A 16,946-nucleotide genomic window follows, 5' to 3' on the forward strand; every position below is an offset into this window, starting at 1 on the left:
AAAAGTACAACTTGCATCCGATCTCGCATGGTGATGTCCGGTGGCGTTATTTTCTTGCGCCTACCCTCGCCGGGCTGTTCACCAATCCCCACGGATCGGATGTTCCTGCAGTCGGCGCCGTTGCCGGCACCTCCTGCTCCTTCTTACTCACGTCGCTAAAGACATGGCGAAGTTGTTTTCTGTTGAACACATTGTGGGTTTACGTCCGGGGTAAGTAAAGAAGGGGGGACCCCTACGTCGGAGGGGTGAGGTAGTCCGTTTTCTTGTAGGCGAATTTCCTACAAATCTGTTAATAAACGTTGCAAATGAAGCCTTTGCCGACGCAACGGCCCTGGGTGGACGATGCGCTAAAGCGGGTGTTTGACACGTATTTACCCCAATGAACGGCGAAAGATAGCAATTAAATTGCCTAAAGTTGTCAGAAATCGACAAAGAAGGCGTCGCACTTCTGCGACTGTGAGCATCGGATGCCGGGTTAACCGCTTGTAGGACACTTCTGACCCGCTCCTACACGCCGTGTAGGACAGTTCCGACCGACTTTCGGCCGACTTTGTAGGATCGCTCCTACAGTCGAAAGGCGATTTTGTAGGACAGCTCCTACTTGTTTGTTTATCTAAAACAGACGCGTATCTCTAATCGATACAAAATTCGGCCAGGAAACATACTTGCCAGGGTGGGAAAGGACGGACCACGCACTTCCTTTTTTGCAGCGCGGCGGGAAGTGGCGCATGGTCGTCTGCGGAAGGAAAAAACGCGTGAATTTTGATGGTCTGCCAGCCGCCCCTCGTGTAGGACAGCTGTAGGACAACGTGAGCTGCGCCAACAGCCCACGTGCGTCGTCAGTCGTGGTGCGGCGCGGACCAGGGGGCACGCAATACAGTGCCAGTGGCGGATTCGGTGATGACGAGCGATCGCCCGTCTGGCGTGAGTGCAACGTTGGTGGTGGTGCGCCCCTTGCACGACGTGATGCGCGCCAGCGGTTCACCATGCGGCGAAACGACAAACACCGCGCCCAGCGAGGCATGCGCGACGAACAGGTGGCCGGCCGCGTCCATCGCCATGCCGTCGGGCCCGCTGGTGCCGTAGAACTGCGCGAAGCGGCCCACCTTGCTCGTGCTGCCGTCAGCAAGCAGCGGCAAGCGCCAAACGGCGTTGTCGCGCGTCATGGCAACGAAGAGCGCGGATTCGTCTGGCGTCAGCACCAAACCGTTCGGGCTCGGGCCATTCGCCAGCAGGCAATCGAGCCGGCCATCCGCGCGCAGCCGATACACACGGCCGGTCGGGTCATGCAGGCCCGTCTGGCCTTGGTCGGTGAAATACACATCGCCGTTGCGGGCGACGATCAGATCATTGGGGCCTTTGAAGCGCTCGCTGTTGCGGCGAGTCAGGAACGGCGTGACTGCGCCCGTCGCAGGGTCCAGCGACAGCAACCCGTTCTTGTAGTCCGCAATCAGCAGCGTGCCGTCGTGGCGCAGCGCCAGGCCGTTCGGTTCGCCGTCGTATTCCGCCACCACATCCCAGTCGCCCTGCGCAGAAACACGCAGGATGCGGCCATGCGGAATATCCACCAGCCACAGATTGCCGTGCGCATCCCAGCACGGCCCTTCCAGAAAGCAGTCGACCGGCGCCCCGCCTTTGTTGGCGCGGGACCATTCGGTCGGCACCGGGCGACGCAGCCTGGCCGGCATCTCCGCAAAGATGGTGGTTTCGATGATGGGCCAGTTGAAATACGTCATGGCGCGGTGCCCGGTTCGGCTTGCGCCAGATGCCGCGTGACGTTGCCGGTATAGCGATACGGCAGTTGGCGCGGCATCGGACCTTTGTTGCGCTCGCCGCGACCGCTTTGCTCCCAGGCGTGCGCCAAGATGCCGACGGCCCGCGAGAGACAGAACACGCCGCGCGCCAGTGGCGCCGCAAAACCCAGTTCCGCATAGATAACAGCCGTGGCGCCGTCGATGTTCATCGGGATCGGCTTGCCCTTGCGGCCGGAAAGCAACGCTTCGATGGCGCGGCCGATGGCGGCATAGCGCCCGCCGACCACGCCGTCCTGCGCAGCCTCGTCCACCAGCGCGAGCAGGCGCCCCGCGCGGGGGTCGACCGGGTGGAAGCGATGCCCGAAGCCCGGCAGGTATTTGCCATGCGCGGCGATGAACGCATCCACACCCGCCGCCGTAGCCGCCTCCAGCAAGGCGCCGTCACACATGCGCGCCTCGATATCGTGAAACAGCTCGACCGCCTGCTGCCCTGCCCCGCCGTGTACGTCGTCCAGCGCGTTCAACGCAGACGCCATCGCACCGTTGAGCGGCAGGCCACAGCTCGTCGCCATCTTGGCAATCGCAATGGATGGCGCATGCGGGCCATGATCGACGGACGCCACCAGCGCCGCTTCCAGCAGAGCAGCCTGACGCTTGGCAGGCAGCTCACCGCGCAGCATCAGCCAGATCATTTCGGCAAAACCAATCTGGCCGATCAGCTCCTGGATGGGGTAGCCGCGCACATGGATGCGGCCCGGTTCGATATCGATGATGTCGGTGCGCCAGTAATCGGCAGCGAGGCCGGCGGCAGAATCGATTGCGTTGGGGACAGATGCGGTCGTCATGATCAGATGGCGCCTTCAGCGCGCAAGGCTTCGATTTGGTCGTGGCGGTAGCCCAGCTTGGCAAGCCAGTCGTCGGTATGGGCGGAGAGCGACGGTGCGGGAGTCTTCGGGCAAGGGTCTTCACCAGACAGGCGAAAACCCGCGCGCGTCACGTGCTGCCCCGCCTCCGGGAAGGAGGTGACGAAGCTGCGGCCCGTCACCTGTTCATGCGCGAGCACGCCAGGCACGTCGAGCACCAGCCCGGCCGGCACGCCGGCTTCGATCAGCAGCGGTTCCCATTCGGCAGCCGAGCGCGCGGCCAGCGCAGCTTCCAGTGCATCGTTGAGCTGCTGGCGATGTTCCTTGCGTGCATGGCGTTCGGCAAAGCGCGCATCGGTTGCAAGGCCCGGATGACCGACCACGCAACACAGCGCGGCAAACTGCTTGTCTTCGTTGGCCGCGATATTGATCAGCCCATCGCCCGTGCGGAACGTGCCCGACGGCGCCGCCGTGAAGTTCTGGTTGCCCATCGGGTGCGGCGTCACGCCGGCATTCAGGTAATTGGAGACGACCCAACCCATGGTGGCGAGCGTCGATTCCAGCATCGACACATCCACCATGCAGCCCTGCCCCGTGCGTTGCGCGCCGAGCAGGCAGGCGGTCACGGCCAGCGCCGCCGTGATGCCGCCCACCGTATCGCTGATCGGGTAACCCACGCGCAGCGGCGCGGATTCGTCATCGCCCGTGACGCTCATCACGCCGGAAATGCCCTGGATGATCTGGTCGTATGCGGGTCGGCCGCTAAGCGGGCCATCCTTGCCGAAGCCGGAGATGGCGCAGTAGACCAGGCGCGGGTTGACCTCGCGCAGCACGTCGTAGCCGAGCTCCAGGCGATCCATGACGCCGGGGCGGTAGTTTTCGATCAGGGCATCGGCCTGCGCTACCAGCTTGAGCAGGATCGCCCGCCCTTCCGGATGCTTCAGATTGACGGTGACGGACTGCTTGCCTGCATTGACGGCGACAAACGAGGCGCCCATCTTGCGGCGCGCCTGCTCCGGATCAGCGCCTAGACGGCGCGCGAGATCGCCATTGCCGGGCACCTCCACCTTGATGACTTCAGCGCCGAGCAAACCCAGCTGATAGCCGCAGAACGGCCCGGCCAGCACGTTCGACAAGTCGAGCACGCGCAAACCCGCGAGAGGCAAAGCCATGAAAACAACTCCTGCTACACAATCGGCTCCGCCCCTCGCCCCGTTCAGGAAGTTGGGCGTCTTGGCGGAGCCTAGGTTTTCTGGATGAGCTGAGCGGCGAGACGCAGCGGCGCCGGGTCGCCACCCAGCGTGGAAGTGATTTGCGCGGCGTGCTCCAGCACCGGCACGCGCCACGATTGCAGCAGCGCTCCGTCGATGCGCGAAGCCGGGCCGGCAAGGCACAGCGCACCCCGCAGCGCCTGCTGCGCACCAAACACCGGCACCGACAGGCCCACCGTTTCCCGATCGCGTTCGCCAATCGACACGTAATAGTGATCGCGCCGGATGGCGTCGTACGTGGCGCCTTGCATGCCCGAGAACGCACACAGCACGCGCCCGCCCGAACCGCGCTCCAGCGGCAGCACATCGCCTTCGCGCACGTGATCGCGGATCGAATGGTTCGAATCCACGCGGTGCAGGCACACACGTACATCGCGCTCGCGGATGTAGAGCGACACCGCCTCGCCCGTCGCCTCAGCCAGCGCCCGCATGTGCGGCAGCACCACGTCGCCCAGGCGCATGCTGCGCTGATAGAGCGCGCCGAGCATCAAGGGCGCGGCCCCGATCTGGTAGCGGCCGTCTTCCAAGCGAAACAGCATGCGATGCTGGATGAGCGAGCCTGCCAGCCGCAGGATCGTGCTCTTGTAGAGCCCGGTGCGCGCGGCCAGCTCGGCCAGCGTCAGCGCGTAGTCGCCGGGGCGAAACGCAAACAGGATCGAGAACGCGCGGTCCAGCGCGGCCACCCCCGACTGCCCCGGCGTGGCGGCATCGCCCTCATTGGCGGCGGTGGTCTCGTTCTGGGTGGTTTGGCGCTCTGCGGTCATGGCGGGTTGGGCGAGACGGTTCACTTGACCATCTTCAAGGCTTGGTCGACGAAGCGGTTAGTGTACGTTTTACTCAGGTCGATCTTGGCGTTGCGGATCTTTTCGTCGTAGCTGGAGAGCACCGTCAGGGCCACCTTGGCATCGGCATCGGTCATCAGGCCGTCCTTCGAGAAGATCGGCTTGGAGTGACGCAGCGCATCGACAAACACGTCGCGCCCGCCCACCTGCTGCTCCTTGGGCATCTTGTCGGCAATGGCCTCGGGCGTGCTGGCGTCGATCCACTTGAGCGTGCGGATGAAGGCGTTCACCAGGCGCTGCACCGTCTCCGGGTTCTTCGTCATGAAGTCGCGCGTGACGTACAGCGTGGCCGTCGGGTAGCGGCCGCCGAACACAGCGTTTGAGCCGGCATCGGTGCGCGTATCCACCAGGAACTTGGCGGCGCGGCGCTTCTCCAGCAGGCTCGCCACGGGGTCGAAATTGACGAGCGCGTCGATCTCCTTGCGATCGAGCGCCACCATGCCCGGCGCGCCCGATCCCACGGCGATGTACGACACGTCGTTGACCTGCAGACCGTTCTTGATGGCGTAGTAACGCGCAAACAGGTCAGTGGACGAACCGGGTGCGGTAATGCCGATCTTCTTGCCCTTCAGATCCTTGCCGCTCTTGATATCGAGGTCGGGCCGCACCGCCAGCACAATGCCGGGCGTGGTGTTGAGCAGCGCCACCGACACGATGTCCTTGCCCTGCGCCTGGATGTGGATGGTGTGGTCATAGAAGCCCACCACCGCATCGGTCGAACCGGCAATCAGGGCCTGCAGCGCCTTGCTGCCGCCGGCCTGGAAGTTCTCTACCTTGACGTTAAGCCCTTCCTTCTGGAAGTTGCCCAGCGACTGCGTGAGCGGCACCGGCATGTAGTTCAGGATCATCGAGCCGACCGACAGGCTCACGTCCTTCTTTTCCGGCTCGGCGGCATTGGCTACCGTACAGACGGCCGCACACAACAGGGCCGAAATCCATCGTTTCATGGTTGTCTCCGTGATGTTCTTTGCGGAAATGCGGATCAGGCGCCCGTTTCCGGATCGGCCTTCGGACGCCACACCAGCAACTTGCCTTCGAGCGCATCGACGCTGCGGTCCAGCGCAATCACAAACGCCGACAGCACAACGATCCCCGAAAACACACCGGTGGCATCGAACACGCCCTCGGCCTGTGCAATCAGGTGGCCCAGGCCAGCGGACGAACCGAGGTACTCGGCCACGATCGCGCCCATGACCGCCATGCCGACGGAGGCGCGCAGGCTGGAGAGAATCCAACTCGTGGCGGACGGCACATACACGTGGCGCAGCAGGCTGATGCGGCTGGCCTTGAGCAGGCGAGCGTTGGCCAGGATGACGGGGTTGACCTCGCGCACGCCCTGGTACGTATTGAAGAAGGTGATGAACAGCACCATCGTTGCGCCCAGCGCCACCTTGGAGGTCAGCCCCAGCCCGAACCACATCACGAAAATAGGTGCGAGCAGGATGCGTGGAATCGCGTTGAAGACCTTGATGAACGGGTCGAGCACCTCGGCCGCGAGCCTGGACAAGCCGAGCCACAACCCCAGGCTGATGCCAAGCAGCGTGCCGATGCCGAACGAGAGGATCGTCTCGGCCAGAGTAATGGCCAGGTGCGTGTAGATATCGCCGCCCGTGAACCACTCCCAGATGCGCGCGACGATGGACGACGGCATCGAGAAATAGAACGGGTCCACCACGCCCGCGCGGCCCAGGCCTTCCCATGCGCCGAACATCAACACCACCACGGCCAACTGAAACAGGCGGATCTTGGTCTTGTGCGCGAGACCGGCGCGTGGCGCGCCCACGGCAGGCATCGTATTAGTGCTGGACGGCATGGCTCTTCTCCACTTCGGTGCCGAGGATCGACCAGATCTCGCGATACAGGCGGATGAACGCGTCGGACATGTTGATTTCAGATACGTTGCGCGGGCGCGGCAGCGTGATTTCCACATCCCCAACCGGGCGGCTGGCCGGCCCGGCGGACATGACGACCACGCGGTCGGCCAGAGCAATGGCTTCTTCCAGGTCGTGCGTGATGAACAGCAGCGATTTGCGGTCTTCCTGCCAGAGGCGCAGCAACTCGCTCTGCATGAGGTGGCGCGTGTGCACGTCCAGCGCCGAGAACGGCTCGTCCATCAGCACGATCCTGGGCGAGAGGATCAGCGTCTGCGCCATGCTGATGCGCTTCTTCTGCCCGCCCGAGAGCTGATGCGGATAGCGCGCCTCGAAGCCGGCCAGCCCGACCTTCTTCATCCACGGACGGGCGCGCTCGCGGGCCTCATCCACCGGCATGCCCTGGAACACAAGGCCCAGCGCGACGTTGTCCAGCGCCGTCTTCCAGGGCAGCAGCGAGTCCTGCTGCATCATGAAACCGGCATTGCCATTGAGCCCGGTCAGCGGCTCACCAAACACAGTGACGCTGCCGCCGGCCGGCTTGAGCAGCCCGGTCACGGCATTGAGCAACGTGCTCTTGCCGCAGCCAGTCGGCCCCACCACCGCCACGAATTCGCCTTCACCAATCGACAGGTCAACGCCCTGCACCGCCGTGAAGCTGCCGAACCGCACCGAAACCTGATTGAGCTGAACCGCCGGCAACCCGGCGCGGAGTCGGCCGCTGGCGGCCTGGGGGGAAGAAAGCATGGGCGTCTCCGTGAACGCGCCTGATTCGATGCGTTCTGTTTGATGGAATATAGTTCTATTTTATATGTCATATCTAGCGAGGTTAACGCGCGTAAACCCGAAAACAGCACAGGCATCAGCGGTTTTCGCAACTTCTTCCTAGGGCAACACCATAGTTTGTTCTTTCTGAAGAAACTTAATTCTTACAGACAGAACACTGCGTGCTGTAAATTTGCGAGAATTGTTCGCGTGAACGCTAAAGTTTTCCGCCCACCTTCCGATGAAGGGCGTACTGATCAGCGAGATGGCCATGCAACTTTCTTCCCCTTCCGTATCTACTGCGACCGCCGGCGCATCGGGCAGCGGGAGCAGTTCGGCCGGCGACATTGAGCGCCTGCAGCGCCAGCTCAAGAACCTGCAGAAGTCGATGCAGGATCTGCCCGCGCAGAATCTGCCGCCGGATCAGGCCCGCGAGCAGGCACAGTTGCTCAGTCAGCAGATTCAGATCGTGCAAGCGCAGATCGCCCGCCTTCAGGCGCAGAACGGTCTGGAGCAAGCGCAAACCCGGTTGGAAAACCGACACAACGCATCTAAAAGCGCTTCCGGCACAGGCAATACCGACGCAGCGGCCAAGGCCCGCACGACGGACAAGGTGACCGGCTCGTCCACGGCGAGCGATACCCGCCTGCACACCCGCGAAGCAACGCAGGCACAGTCCGCGCAGTCAGCCCACCCCGCCAGCGCAGAGGCCATCACGCCGGCCAAGCCGCCGCTGGTTTCCGTCAGGGCCTGACGGCGGCAACGCGGCGGCCTGTCCTTGATGGCGCCCGTTGCCGATGCCTGACCACCTCCTTTCCTACCCCCTCCCATCGGGGGGACGCCAGCCCGCGGTGCCGACAGCGACAATCGCCGCGCCGCCATCCTGTGTGCGGCATCGAGAACACGCATGACCTCCGCCGCCAGCGACGCCCTGCCCCCGACCGCCCCCGCCGATCCGCATCCGGAACGCACGCCCTCGCGCAATTTCTTTGCACGCCACTGGCGCGGTGATTACAGCCTCGCCCGCTCGTATTGGTTGCATACCGCGCTGATGCAATTTGGCGTGGTGGCGCTCAGCGCGGGTGTTACGCATGCGCTGGCGCATAACGCACCGGCGCGCGCAGCCTCGTCGGCGCTGCTCGTGATTTACGTGATGGGTTTGGCCCTGTGGATCTGGGCGGTGGTGGGCACCTGGCGCTCCGCCGATCGCGAGCAAGCGCGCAACCGGCTTGCCGGCATGTCAAACCTGTGGCCGCTGATCGCCAAGGTGATGATCGTGCTGGGCGCTGTGGGCACCAGCTCGCGCCTCATCAACGATGGGCCGCGTCTGGGCGCGCATCTGCGCACCGCGCTGGGTGAGCAAGCGGCGTCGCCGTTTACGGTGATGCCGCAACGCGATGGGCGCGCCATCCTCTTCAATGGCGGCATCAACGATGGCGCCGCCGATGCACTGGAGGCCGCGCTGCGCAAGGCGCCAAACACCGTGGCCGTCGTGCTGCGCTCCGAAGGCGGCTGGCTGCGCGAAGGGACGCTGGTGGCAGATGTCATCCGCCGCCACCATCTGCGCACGTATGTTGAACGCACCTGCGCCTCGGCGTGCACGATCGCCTTCCTGGCAGGCGTTGACCGCGCCGCCGCACCGGGCGCACGCATCGGCTTCCACCGCCCGCGTGCGGTTGGCGCCGATCACGACCAGACCCCAGGCGCCACCGACAGCGAACTCTGGCGTGCATATGCAGACGCGGGCCTGCCCGATGCTTTCGTGCGCCGCGTGCAGGACACACCGTTCGACCAGATGTGGTTTCCCACCGCGCAGGAGCTGCTGGCCGACCACGTCGTCACGCGCGCATCGCCCGGTGGCGAATATGCAACCATGGCCACGCAGCTGAATACCCGCGAAGCCCTGGCGGCAGAACTGCGCAGCGCCCCGCTGTATGCAACCCTGGAGCGCAAGTACCCCGCGCACTTCAGCCGCTTGATCGACAAGCTGTGGCCAGAACTGCAGCGCAACGTTACCGATGCGCGGGCGGTAACACTGCTGCGCGAGCAGACGGGCAAGCTGTACCGCGCGCTGATCCCGACTGCACCCAACGCGCTGCTCTTTGCCAACGCGCAACTCACACTTGAACAGGCCCAGGCCCTGCAGCGCGTGAGCCCGGAAGCCTGCGTGGCTTATCTGGACGGCACGTCCGGGGCAAGCGCCGCTGCCGCACGATTGCCGCGCGCGCTGGTCACCCGCGAGCAGGCCTTGTTCTCCGACCTGATGCAGGCCGCCGACCCCGACCACGCGCCGGTAGTCACGCGCGCACAAACCCTGCCGGTGCTGCAACTGGCCGTGGCCGCGCTTCCCCTCAATGAACAACGCGTGCTGACCGTGCCCGCGCTGCGCCACTCCGCACCACCGGCCGAACGCTGCGAGGCGCTGATCGGTTTTTCGCGCTCCATCCTGGCCCTGCCGGAAACCGAACGTGCGCTGGCGCTGCGCGGCATGTTTGCCGATACGTCAGCGCCTGATTCGTAGCAAGACCCTTCAGGCCGAACGCAACGCGGCCAGCGACGCCCGCTGGCGCCCCTCTTCGTCAAAGTTGTCCGGTGACAGCCATTGCTCGAATGCGGCTCGCACCTGCGGCCAGTCCGCATCGATGATGGAGAACCACGCAGTATCACGGCTGCGGCCCTTGTAGACCACCGCCTGGCGGAAGATGCCTTCGAACTGGAAGCCCAGCCGTTGCGCAGTCTGCCGCGATGGTGCGTTCAGGCTGTCGCACTTCCATTCGTAGCGCCGATAGCCGAGATCTTCAAAGACGTGCTTCATCAGCAGGAACTGCGCTTCGGTCGATGCCGGCGTGCGTTGCAGCAACGGCGAGAACGTCACCGCCCCCACTTCCACCACGCCGTGATCAGGCGTGATGCGCATCAGCGCCAACGTGCCGACCGGGCGATCGGTGCGCGCGTCGATCACCGCGTATTGCAGCGGATCGCGCTTCGCCGCAATGCGCTCGATATAGGCGCGGTGTGCCGCCATATCGGCGAACGGGCCTTCCACCATGTACGTCCAGACGCGTTCGTCCTGCGCCTGGCTGAACGCATCGAACAGCGCGTCGGCGTGGCGGGCAGCATCCAGCGGCTCCAGCCGGCAGTAGCGCCCGGCGAGCGGCGCGTGCGGCGGCAGCGGCCGGGCCGTCCAGCCGGACAGCGGCGCACCAATGGGTTGCTGATAAGCGTTGAGCGTGGGCATGCGGGAAACCTGGATCGAGAACAACAAGGAGCCTTCACCCTACCGAACGTCCTGGCTCCATGAAAAGAGCCATGGAAGCACACGTGGATAGAGCCACATCAACACCCTACGCCCGGATTAAACCGTTCGATGCCCCGCCACACGCCGATAGCGCAGGTGCGTGCAAATCGATATGTTGGCAGCGGGGGGAGACGGCGCCACGAATAGGCGCGGGCATAGGCATTGCTGTGCAGGGGTATGCACGCGCCCTCGGAATCGTCCGCCATCTTTTCTGCCAGGAGCCCGCGAGTGGCGCCGTTCATTACAGAGTGGTATTGCCGCTGGGGCCGCTGCGTCCAATACGCATGCGCGGCCGCATGGATCGCCTTTGTCGGCATGGCGCCCTGGAGCCCTGCCCGGGCGGCGCCCAGGTTTGCCTATCCCATCACGCAGCGCATTGACGCCGGCGCGAGCCTTGCCCTTCCGCGCACGTGGGGCCCATTGCGGCTGAACACAGAAACGCCCATTCCTTCCGTTGCGGCGACCATCAACTCGCCCTTTGGCCCATCGCGGCTGGTGTTTGCGCAGCAGACCGTAGCGCCGGAGAGCTTCGCGCTGGTAACGGTGCGTAAATCCGATTTCGACAAAGGCACACCCGATTACCTGGAAACCCTGCGCTCGCGCGATCTGGCGATTCTGCTCAGCCACATGGAATCGCGCGTGCATGGCGATCGCCCGGCCTGGGCTGCCCGCCTCGTCCGTGGCAAGGCCCCGACGCAGCAGGTGCTTGCGGGGCACCGGTTGATCTACTGGGAGGGCGAATGGAGCACCTCCACGGCACGGACGGTCGTGGTGCGCGGGTATGCGTTCTTCGGCAACGGCGCGGTCTACTTGCTCCGCGTATTCGGCACCGCCGGGCACGGCAACCCCGCCGAGTTTGCCGAAGAGGCACGTTTTGCCGATTTGGTGGCCGCGACCTTCCGCACGAAGTAGCCGTCCGACTGCCGCTTTGTTGCGGCGCAACAACAAGCGTAGCCCGCGCGGTGGCCCCGCCCCTCAAGCGCTGGCCGGGCCACGCAAGCGCTGAAATCTGTTGTTACTCTTGGAACAGTCTGTTCACCCGCCGCTGTATTGTTCTTCCGCATCGCAACACCTACACTTCGTGACAGTTGTTCAGACATCGATTGCCTGAACAAGCAATGCAAGTGTTGTAAGGAGAACAATGATGAAATGGTTGGATATTGGCGCCGTCATGGCCGCCTGGATTGCGAGCTGCGTTGCAGCAGGCTGGCTCATCAGCGCCGCCGCCTTCCTGGCTTAACGCCCTCAAATGCCCTAAAAGGCAAAACGGCCGAGCGGGAACCCCTTCCCCGCCCGGCCCTGAACACCCCCGTTGATCGATTCGTCAGGCTGGCTTTTGGCCTGCCCACTGAACGAATCGGTCGACAAACCCCTGCAAGAACTGGCGCGTACGCGCATCTGTCACCCCGCCCTGGGCATCAAAGGGCTCCCCCGCAAAGTGGAAGAACACCTCCGGCAAGGGTAAGACCTTCACCCCGACCGCCGCGAGCACGTTGCGCAATTGCGCCTGCGACAGCGCCGTCCCGACGGCGCCCGGCGAAGCGCCCGCAATGCCTGCCGGTTTGCTGCCCCACACGCTCTGGCCGTATGGCCGCGAACCCCAGTCGATCGCATTCTTCAGCACGCCCGGTATGCCGCGGTTGTATTCCGGTGTGACGAACAGAATGGCATCAACGCCCGCCACTGCTGCCTTGAAGCGCTGCACTGGCTCGGGCAAATCGGCATCCAGATCCTGGTTGTAGAGCGGAAGCTCGCCAATCTCAATGAACTGCGCCGTCGCGCCAGACGGCAGTAAGCCCACCAGCGCCTGCGCCAACTGGCGGTTGAACGACGCCTTGCGCAGGCTGCCGACGATCACTCCGATAGTCAGATTGCTCATGAACGCTCCTTGCGTGCAAAACAGTTCAAAACGGCCTTGATACTTAATCGGCCGTTGCCGGCTCTGGGGCCACCTCGCGCTTGAGGCGGTTGATGAGGGCAAACATCAGCGGGTTCAGCAGAATCGACAGGATTGCTGCCGACAACAGCAGCCCACGCGCGCGGTCGGGCAGGATTTCCAGGCTGATCCCCAGCCCGATCAGGATGAACGAAAACTCGCCGATCTGTGCGAGGCTGGCAGAAATCGTGAGCGCCGTGCGGTTGCCGTGACCAAACGCGCGCACCACCGCAAACGCTGCCAATGACTTGCCTACCACCACGATCAGCACCGTGCCGAGCACCGCCCAGGGGTCTTCAATCAGCACGCTTGGGTCGAACAACATGCCCACCGACACAAAGAACAGCACCGCAAATGCGTCGCGCAAGGGCAGCGATTCTTCCGCCGCGCGCTGGCTGAATTCGGACTCGGCCAGCACCATGCCCGCAAAGAACGCGCCGAGCGCGAACGACACGCCAAACAGCACCGTCGCGCCATAAGCAACGCCCAGCGCCGTCGCCAGTACGCCCAGGCGGAACAGCTCGCGGCTGCCCGTCATGACAATGCGTTCCAGCATCCACGGGATCACGCGGCGGCCCACCACCAGCATCAGCGCGGCAAACGCCACCACCTTCGAGAGCGTGACGGCCAGCACCTTGACGATGTCCCACGTACTGACCGCCGTGCTGCCCGCGCCGCCCAGCGCTCCGGCCAAGGCTGGCAGCAGCACGAGCGTTACCACCATCACGAGGTCTTCCACGATCAGCCAGCCGACGGCGATATGGCCCTCGTGCGAGTTGTCGATGCCGCGATCCTCCAGCGCCTTGAGCAGCACCACCGTGCTCGCCACCGACAGCGCCAGTCCGAACACCAGCCCCGGGCCCCAATCCAACCCGAGCAGCCAGGCCAGGCCCATGCCCATGAGCGTGGCCAGCGCAATCTGCCCGATGGCACCCGGAATGGCGATGGCCTTGACCGCCAGCAACTCCTTCATCGAGAAGTGCAGCCCCACGCCAAACATCAGGAGGATCACGCCCAGCTCGGCCAGTTGCGGTGCGAGGCTTTGATCAGCCACGAAACCGGGCGTGAACGGCCCGGCCACCACGCCCGCCACCAGATAGCCGACCAGCGGCGGCAGCCGCAGGCGCTGCGCAATGGTGCCGAAGATGAAGGCCAGCACAATGCCGCCGATGATGGTGGAGATGAGCGGGGTGTCTACGTGCATGCGGTCCTGGATTGGAATGGGGCGGGTTCAAAGACGAGAGGGGCGGAAACGCCGGGAAAGGGCCGGCCGGCCCTTGTGCGACAACCACGGCGCGGATTTGTTCAGCCTGCGTCACAACTATAAGGATTGCCCTTTGCGAAACCTTACGAAGCAAATGTCATGCAGAAGACATCGTGCCGAAAACACCGCTCCTACACTGCGCCGCAGACCGCTCGCTCAGGGCGGCCCCAAGGAGACGACACATGCGCTACGCCAACAAAGTCCTTTCCGTGGACGAAGCCATCGCCCACGTCCGCAGCGGCTGCCGCCTGATGCTGGGCGAATTCGTGGGCGCCGGTGAGCCGGCCTGCTGCATCGAGGCGCTGCTCGCCAGCGGCATCGGGCAACTCACGCTCATCACCAACACGCCGGGGCTGCGCGGTGGTTTTCTTAAAGCGAGGCTGTTCACCTCGGGCCAGTTGACCGAGTTCATCGGCACGCACGTGGGCACGACGGATGAATCGACGCAGGCTTACCTGACCGACTCTGTGCGCGTAGCCGAGTTCTTTCCGATGGGCACCTGGGCCGAGAAAGTGCGCGCGGGTGCGCTGGGCCTGGGCGGCGCACTCGTGCCGGTGGGCGTGGGCATCCTCGACCAGCCCGGGATGTTTCCCAAGCGCGGTGGGCCCAAGCCGACGCTCACCGTCGACGGCATGACCTGCTTCGTCGAGCCGCCCCTGCGCGCCGACGTGTCGATCATCAAAGGCTGGCGCGCCGATACGTTCGGCAACGTGGAGTTTCGCGGCACGGCGCTGCAGAACCAGCGCGATATCGCCATGGCGGGCGACTACACCATCGTCGAGGTGAATGAAATCGTGGAGGTGGGCACGATCCCGCCCGAGCGCGTCGGCTGCCCGGGCGTGTTCATCAACGCGGTGGTGCAAGGGCTGTCATTGGACGAGCAGCACGCGCTCTACAAACACCACTGGACCAAGCTCGGCCGCCTGCCCGCTGCCGCCGAAGCCTGATCGTCGATCGACACAACCAGGAGACCGCCATGCAATCTCTGCCCGAAACGCCCAAGCAACGCATCGCCGCCCGCTGCGCGCAAGAACTACGCGCGGGCGAAGTCGTCAACCTTGGCCTGGGTATCCCCACGCTCACGGCCAACTACCTGGAGGCCGATGCGGGCGTCATCTTCCATACCGAAAACGGGGCCTTCGGGTTTGGCGGACGCCCCGCGCTGGACGCCATCGACAGCGACTTCACCAACGCCGGGTGCGAGCCCATCACCCTGCTGCCCGGCGCGGCGCTCATGGACCTCGCCACGTCGCTGGGCGCAATGCGCAACGGCTACATCGACGTGACCATCCTCGGCGCGTTGCAGGTGGACGCGCAGGGCAACCTCGCCAACTGGGCGTGCGATCGCAACGGCAAATGGTGGCCTGGCATTGGCGGGGCAATGGACCTCTGCTATGGCACACGCAAGGTGATTGCCGCGCTGGCGCACACCGACAAGCACGGCAACTCCAAGATCCTGCCGCGCTGCACGCTGCCGCTCACGGGCCAAGGTTGCGTGAAGGTCATCGTCACCGAACACGCCGTGTTTGACGTGACCGATGCGGGGCTTGTGCTGCGTGAAATCCTCTCGCATGCGACACTCGACGACATTCGCGCCATGACGGCAGCGCCCTTTACGCTGGCCCCGCTGCTGCAGATGCGTGCCGCTTGAACACCAAGGAACGCTCATGCCCACCGCTGTCGATTGGTTCTTCGATGTCATCTCGCCGTTTGCCTACCTGCAGCTTGAGCAGTTCGATGCGCTGCAGGAAGCCAACGACATCGTCATCCGCCCCCGTCCGCTCGTGCTGGGCGCGATCCTGCACCACTGGGGGCAGAAGGGCCCGGCCGAGATCAGCACCAAGCGCGTGTTCACGTACCGGCATGCGCTGTTTCGTGCGCAGCAGCTCGGCATTCCGTTTCGCATGCCGCCCGCCCACCCGTTCAACCCGATCAAGGCGCTGCGGCTGACGATCGCGATGGGCGGCTCGCTCGATGCCGTGCGTGCGGTGTTCCGGCATATCTGGCGCGACGGCAACGATGTGGCCTCGCCGGAAGGTTTTGCCGCGCTGTGCGAAGCGGTGGGCTTTGCGCAAGGCGCAACCGCTGTCGAACAATCCGCCGTGAAAGACGCGCTGCGCACCCACACCGATGCGGCCATCGCGCTCGGCGTGTTTGGGGTGCCGACGCTCGTGCAAAACGGCGAGCTGTTCTGGGGTGAAGACGCCACCGATATGTTTCTGCAAAGCCTGCATTCCGACTGGCTCTCCACGCCCGAAGTGCGGCGTGTGAGTACGTTGCCGGTGGGCATTCAACGTGGCTGAACACGACACAAACTCGCGCCCCGGCATCAGCCGCGCACGGCTGGCCCATATTGCGGCGTGGTCGATTGAGCTGCCCCCGGAAGAAGCAGACCGTGCCTGCGCCGGCATCGTTGAGAAAACCTATGCGCGCGGCGCCTGCATCTGCCCTAAGAACACATTGCTGGAAAGCTGGACAGGCGTGGTTACGGGCCTCATCAAGATCGGCACGGTGTCGCCCGAGGGGCGCAGCGTCACGTTTACGGGCGTGCCTGCCGGCGGCTGGTTTGGCGAGGGCACGGTGCTCAAGAACGAGCCGCGCCGCTACGACATCGTTGCGCTGCGCGACACGCGCATGGCCTTCATGGACCGCGCCACCTTCATGTGGCTCGTGGAAAACAGCGTGGCGTTCAACCGCTTCCTGGTGCAGCAGCTCAACGAGCGGCTCGGGCATTTCATGGCGCTGCTGGAATACGACCGGCTGCTGGATGTCACGCCGCGCCTGGCGCGTTGCATTGCGTCGCTGTTCAACCCGGTGCTCTACCCTGGCGCGGGCGACCACCTTGAGATCACGCAGGAAGAACTTGGCTTGCTCTCGGGCATGACACGGCAGGTGGCCAACCAATCGCTCAAGGCCCTGGAGAAAGACGGCGTGGTGCGGTTGGAATATGGCGGGGTGACGGTCGTCGACCTCGAACGGCTGCGCAGCTACGGCACCTGAAGACGCCGTCTTTATTAACGAATCTTCATCCGGCGCAGCGGGCCGCACCCGCTAGAATCGCGGCACAACAAGACAAGATCGT

Annotated in this window: 17 protein-coding genes; 7 read left to right on the forward strand and 10 right to left on the reverse strand. The window is 64.4% G+C overall.

All coding sequences use genetic code 11. The features are described 5' to 3' along the window. Positions 1 to 839: 839 nt before the first annotated feature. The 7 genes from DOD19_RS23385 to DOD19_RS23415 all read right to left on the reverse strand — a co-directional run bounded on the left by DOD19_RS23385 (position 840) and on the right by DOD19_RS23415 (position 7,348). Positions 840 to 1,736 (reverse strand): SMP-30/gluconolactonase/LRE family protein, encoded by an 897-nt coding sequence (locus DOD19_RS23385; protein ID WP_112188431.1) that lies wholly within the window; start codon positions 1,734 to 1,736, stop codon positions 840 to 842. Then, the gene (locus tag DOD19_RS23390; protein ID WP_112188433.1) at positions 1,733 to 2,599 is read right to left on the reverse strand and encodes a citryl-CoA lyase; all 867 of its coding nucleotides are present in this window, start codon (positions 2,597 to 2,599) and stop codon (positions 1,733 to 1,735) included. The genes DOD19_RS23385 and DOD19_RS23390 overlap by 4 nt, the downstream gene beginning before the upstream one ends. A 2-nt stretch (positions 2,600 to 2,601) precedes the next feature. Then, complete coding sequence (locus tag DOD19_RS23395) at positions 2,602 to 3,789, reverse strand: CoA transferase (protein WP_112188435.1); 1,188 nt, start codon at positions 3,787 to 3,789, stop codon at positions 2,602 to 2,604. 71 nt (positions 3,790 to 3,860) lie between these two features. Beyond that, positions 3,861 to 4,652: an IclR family transcriptional regulator gene (locus tag DOD19_RS23400; protein WP_024978404.1), complete on the reverse strand. Its 792-nt coding sequence runs from the start codon at positions 4,650 to 4,652 to the stop codon at positions 3,861 to 3,863. Between the two features lie 20 nt (positions 4,653 to 4,672). Next, entirely contained in the window at positions 4,673 to 5,677 is a 1,005-nt protein-coding gene (locus tag DOD19_RS23405; protein ID WP_112188437.1) for an ABC transporter substrate-binding protein, read from the reverse strand. 35 nt (positions 5,678 to 5,712) lie between these two features. Continuing rightward, positions 5,713 to 6,543 carry an ABC transporter permease gene (locus DOD19_RS23410; RefSeq protein ID WP_112188439.1) on the reverse strand — a complete coding sequence of 277 codons (831 nt, stop codon included), beginning with the start codon at positions 6,541 to 6,543 and terminating at the stop codon, positions 5,713 to 5,715. Next, on the reverse strand, positions 6,527 to 7,348 hold the full coding sequence (locus tag DOD19_RS23415) for an ABC transporter ATP-binding protein (RefSeq protein ID WP_024978401.1): 822 nt from the start codon (positions 7,346 to 7,348) through the stop codon (positions 6,527 to 6,529). The genes DOD19_RS23410 and DOD19_RS23415 overlap by 17 nt, the downstream gene beginning before the upstream one ends. Before the next feature lie 259 nt (positions 7,349 to 7,607). Between DOD19_RS23415 and DOD19_RS23420 the strand changes: the two genes are divergently transcribed. After that, positions 7,608 to 8,120 carry a FlxA-like family protein gene (locus DOD19_RS23420; RefSeq protein ID WP_024978400.1) on the forward strand — a complete coding sequence of 171 codons (513 nt, stop codon included), beginning with the start codon at positions 7,608 to 7,610 and terminating at the stop codon, positions 8,118 to 8,120. A 153-nt stretch (positions 8,121 to 8,273) separates the two neighbouring features. After that, the gene (locus tag DOD19_RS23425) at positions 8,274 to 9,887 is read left to right on the forward strand and encodes a hypothetical protein (RefSeq protein WP_112188441.1); all 1,614 of its coding nucleotides are present in this window, start codon (positions 8,274 to 8,276) and stop codon (positions 9,885 to 9,887) included. Positions 9,888 to 9,896: 9 nt separating this feature from the next. On the opposite strand, the gene DOD19_RS23430 is transcribed toward DOD19_RS23425, so the two are convergent. After that, positions 9,897 to 10,604 (reverse strand): GNAT family protein, encoded by a 708-nt coding sequence (locus tag DOD19_RS23430; RefSeq protein WP_112188946.1) that lies wholly within the window; start codon positions 10,602 to 10,604, stop codon positions 9,897 to 9,899. 288 nt (positions 10,605 to 10,892) lie between these two features. On the opposite strand from DOD19_RS23430, the gene DOD19_RS23435 reads away from it, so the two are divergent. Further along, on the forward strand, positions 10,893 to 11,576 hold the full coding sequence (locus tag DOD19_RS23435) for a hypothetical protein (protein ID WP_024978397.1): 684 nt from the start codon (positions 10,893 to 10,895) through the stop codon (positions 11,574 to 11,576). 412 nt (positions 11,577 to 11,988) lie between these two features. On the opposite strand, the gene DOD19_RS23440 is transcribed toward DOD19_RS23435, so the two are convergent. Together DOD19_RS23440 and DOD19_RS23445 are read right to left on the reverse strand one after the other, a co-directional pair. After that, positions 11,989 to 12,543, reverse strand: coding sequence for an NADPH-dependent FMN reductase (locus tag DOD19_RS23440; RefSeq protein WP_024978396.1), 555 nt, complete (start codon positions 12,541 to 12,543; stop codon positions 11,989 to 11,991). A gap of 43 nt (positions 12,544 to 12,586) precedes the next feature. After that, the gene (locus tag DOD19_RS23445) at positions 12,587 to 13,804 is read right to left on the reverse strand and encodes a cation:proton antiporter (RefSeq protein ID WP_112188443.1); all 1,218 of its coding nucleotides are present in this window, start codon (positions 13,802 to 13,804) and stop codon (positions 12,587 to 12,589) included. A gap of 242 nt (positions 13,805 to 14,046) precedes the next feature. On the opposite strand from DOD19_RS23445, the gene DOD19_RS23450 reads away from it, so the two are divergent. The 4 genes from DOD19_RS23450 to DOD19_RS23465 are packed head-to-tail and all read left to right on the forward strand — an operon-like array spanning position 14,047 to position 16,864. Then, entirely contained in the window at positions 14,047 to 14,811 is a 765-nt protein-coding gene (locus DOD19_RS23450; RefSeq protein ID WP_112188445.1) for a CoA-transferase, read from the forward strand. Positions 14,812 to 14,840: 29 nt separating this feature from the next. Beyond that, entirely contained in the window at positions 14,841 to 15,515 is a 675-nt protein-coding gene (locus tag DOD19_RS23455) for a 3-oxoacid CoA-transferase subunit B (RefSeq protein WP_024978393.1), read from the forward strand. A gap of 16 nt (positions 15,516 to 15,531) precedes the next feature. Further along, positions 15,532 to 16,167: a 2-hydroxychromene-2-carboxylate isomerase gene (locus DOD19_RS23460; protein ID WP_112188447.1), complete on the forward strand. Its 636-nt coding sequence runs from the start codon at positions 15,532 to 15,534 to the stop codon at positions 16,165 to 16,167. Beyond that, entirely contained in the window at positions 16,160 to 16,864 is a 705-nt protein-coding gene (locus DOD19_RS23465; RefSeq protein WP_112188449.1) for a Crp/Fnr family transcriptional regulator, read from the forward strand. Before DOD19_RS23460 ends, DOD19_RS23465 begins: the two co-directional genes overlap by 8 nt. Positions 16,865 to 16,946 lie beyond the last annotated feature (82 nt).

Source organism: Ralstonia sp. GX3-BWBA, from assembly GCF_003290055.1.
In the GTDB taxonomy this organism is placed as follows: Bacteria; Pseudomonadota; Gammaproteobacteria; order Burkholderiales; family Burkholderiaceae; genus Ralstonia; species Ralstonia holmesii.